Annotated in this window: 3 protein-coding genes; all 3 read left to right on the top strand. The window is 70.5% G+C overall.

Going from position 1 to position 2,731, the window contains the following annotated elements; all coding sequences use genetic code 11:
- The first annotated feature begins 124 nt into the window (after nt 1–124).
- Nucleotides 125–1,375 carry an acyl-CoA dehydrogenase family protein gene (locus RMO85_RS11550; RefSeq protein WP_310528871.1) on the top strand — a complete coding sequence of 417 codons (1,251 nt, stop codon included), beginning with the start codon at nt 125–127 and terminating at the stop codon, nt 1,373–1,375.
- The gene (locus RMO85_RS11545) at nt 1,372–2,130 is read left to right on the top strand and encodes an SDR family NAD(P)-dependent oxidoreductase (protein ID WP_310528870.1); all 759 of its coding nucleotides are present in this window, start codon (nt 1,372–1,374) and stop codon (nt 2,128–2,130) included. The genes RMO85_RS11550 and RMO85_RS11545 overlap by 4 nt, the downstream gene beginning before the upstream one ends.
- The coding region (locus RMO85_RS11540; RefSeq protein ID WP_310528869.1) for a phosphotransferase family protein at nt 2,127–2,731 on the top strand (605 nt) is incomplete at its 3' end. The genes RMO85_RS11545 and RMO85_RS11540, both read left to right, overlap by 4 nt.

Raw genomic sequence — 2,731 nt, 5'->3', positions numbered from 1 at the left:
GTCGATGATCCGGCTCAGACCGATGCCGACGAGCTGGCGGCGGCGGTCGTCGGCGCTCAGCCGTCGGCGTACGGTCTCGGACACACTATTGAGCATTGCTCAACAATGTGGCTAAGGTCAACCCATGGACTTCTCCCTCTCCCCGCGTGCCGCCGACCTCCAGGAGCGCGTGCGTGCCTTCATGGACACCGAGATCGAGCCCCTCGAGGCCGACATGCACGAACGGATCACCCGGGCCCGCGAGAGCGGCGGCGACAACTGGACGCCCGACCCGCGGATCACGCAGCTGCAGGCCAAGGCCCGCGAGCAGGGACTGTGGAACCTCTTCCTGCCCGCGGAGCATGCCGGGTCGTACGCCGCAGACTTCGGCACCGACGGCGGGGAGGGGCTGACCAACGTCGACTACGCCCCGCTCGCCGAGGTGATGGGTCGCTCGTTCCTCGCGCCGCTGGTCTTCAACTCCAACGCGCCCGACACCGGCAACATGGAGGTGCTGCTCAAGTACGGCACCGACGAGCAGAGGAAGCAGTGGCTCGAGCCGCTACTTCGGGCCGAGATCCGCAGCGCCTTCTGCATGACCGAGCCCGACGTCGCCTCCTCGGACGCGACCACCATGGAGGCCACCGCGGTGGTCCACGGCGACGAGGTCGTCATCAACGGCCGCAAGTGGTTCTCCACCGGCATCGGCAACCCCGAGTGCAAGATCCTGGTGTTCATGGGGCTGAGCCTCCCCGACGCCGACCGGCACTCGCGCCACACGATGGTGCTGGTCCCCCGCGATGCGCCCGGCGTCACGGTCGAGCGGATGCTCACCACGATGGGCTACTACGACGAGCCGCTCGGCCACGGCGAGGTGTCCTTCGACAACGTGCGCGTGCCCGTCGCCAACATCCTGCTCGGCGAGGGCCGCGCGTTCGAGATCGCCCAGGGTCGACTCGGTCCCGGTCGGGTCCACCACTGCATGCGCGCCATCGGTCTCGCCGAGCGTGCCCTCGAGCTGGCCTGCGACCGCGCGCTGAGCCGCACCGCCTTCGGCAAGCCGCTGGCCAACCTCGGCGGCAACCGGGAGCGCATCGCCGATGCCCGGATCGCCATCAACCGCTCGCGCCTCCTGGTCATGCACGCCGCGTGGCTGCTGGACCAAGGCATGTCGACGGAGGCGGTCTCGGCCGTCAGTGAGATCAAGGTCGAGGTGCCCAACATGGCGCTCGACGTCATCGACATGGCGATCCAGCTCCATGGCGGCGCCGGCATGACCGACGACTTCCCGCTCGCAGCGGCCTACGTCGGCGCTCGCTCCCTCCGGCTGGCCGACGGACCGGACGAGGTGCACCGCAACGTGATCGCCAAGATCGAGCTGGGGAAGCGCCGATGAGCCGCGTGCTCGTCACCGGCGCGGCCTCCGGGCTCGGTGCGGCGCTCAGTGCCGCCTTCCGCGCCCGGGGCGACGAGGTGCTCACCACCGACCGGGTCGGCGCTGACGGCATCGACCTGGTCCTCGACATCACCTCCGAGGCCGACTGGGCGAGGGCCCTGGCCGGTGTCGAGGAGCGCTGGGGCGGGCTCGACGTGCTCGACAACACCGCGGGCGTCGCCGGCGGCGGCCGGATCGAGCTCTGCTCGCTGGACGACTGGCGCTGGATCACCGAGATCAACCTCTTCGGCGTCGTCCGCGGCGTCCAGACCTTCACGCCGATGCTCAAGGCGCAGCGGTCCGGCCACATCGTCAACGTCGCCTCGCTGGCCGGCCTCGTGCACCCGGGCGGGATGGGCTCCTACAACGCGGTCAAGGCCGCCGTCGTGGCCTTCACCGAGACGTGCGGTCACGAGTTGGCGGCGTACGGCGTGCGCGCCAGCGTCGTGTGTCCGTCCTACTTCCGCACCAACCTGAGGGACTCGATGCAGGGCCAGGACGAGGCCATCGGCGCCGTCATCGCCGGGCTGGTGGAGAACTCGAAGGTCACCGCCGACGACATCGCCGCGGCCGTGCTGGCCGGGATGGACGCCGGTGACGACGTGATCGTGCCCGACGAGGCGGCTCGCCGGGCCTACTTCCTGAAGTGGGCCGACCGGGCGGCGTACGACGAGGTGATGCGGCACCAGGCGGCACGGCTGGACGCGATGTCATGACGTCCCCGGCAACCGGCGACGGCGCTCGCGCGGTCCGCGAGGAGGACGCCTTCGACGTCGACGTCGTGGCCGACTGGCTGCGAGCCCACGCCAGCGACCCGATCCGCCTCGACGGCACGCCGGAGGTGCGCCAGTTCTCCGGCGGCGCGTCCAACCTGACCTACCTGCTCCGCTACCCGGCGCGTGACCTGATCCTGCGTCGTGCCCCGCAGGGCACCAAGGCCAGGGGCGCGCACGACATGCACCGCGAGTTCGTCATCCAGTCCGCGCTGGCGCCGGTCTTCCCCTACGTCGCCGCGATGGTCGGCTTCTGCGACGACCCATCCGTGCTCGGCGGGGACTTCTACGCCATGGAGCGCATCGAGGGACTCATCCCGCGCAGCACCTGGCCGGCCGACGTGCCGCTGTCCGCCGAGCAGGCGCGACAGCTCTGTCTCAACGTCGTCGAGGTCTACGCCGAGCTCCACTCCGTCGACCCCAAGGCAGCGGGCCTCGCGGAGCTCGGCAGGGGGACCGGCTACGTCCGGCGCCAGGTCGAGGGCTGGTCGACGCGCTACCGCAACGCGCACACGCCCGACAATCCCTCCTTCACCGCGGTGAT

The sequence above is a fragment of the Nocardioides sp. genome, assembly GCF_031422975.1.
Lineage (GTDB): Bacteria > Actinomycetota > Actinomycetes > Propionibacteriales > Nocardioidaceae > Nocardioides.
This window is presented reverse-complemented; position numbering and strand designations above follow the sequence as displayed.

Excerpts from the sequence above, each read along its gene's own strand:
- RMO85_RS11550 (WP_310528871.1), top strand. The coding sequence starts at position 125 with ATGGACTTCTCCCTCTCCCCGCGTGCCGCCGACCTCCAGGAGCGCGTG.
- RMO85_RS11545 (WP_310528870.1), top strand. The coding sequence starts at position 1,372 with ATGAGCCGCGTGCTCGTCACCGGCGCGGCCTCCGGGCTCGGTGCGGCG.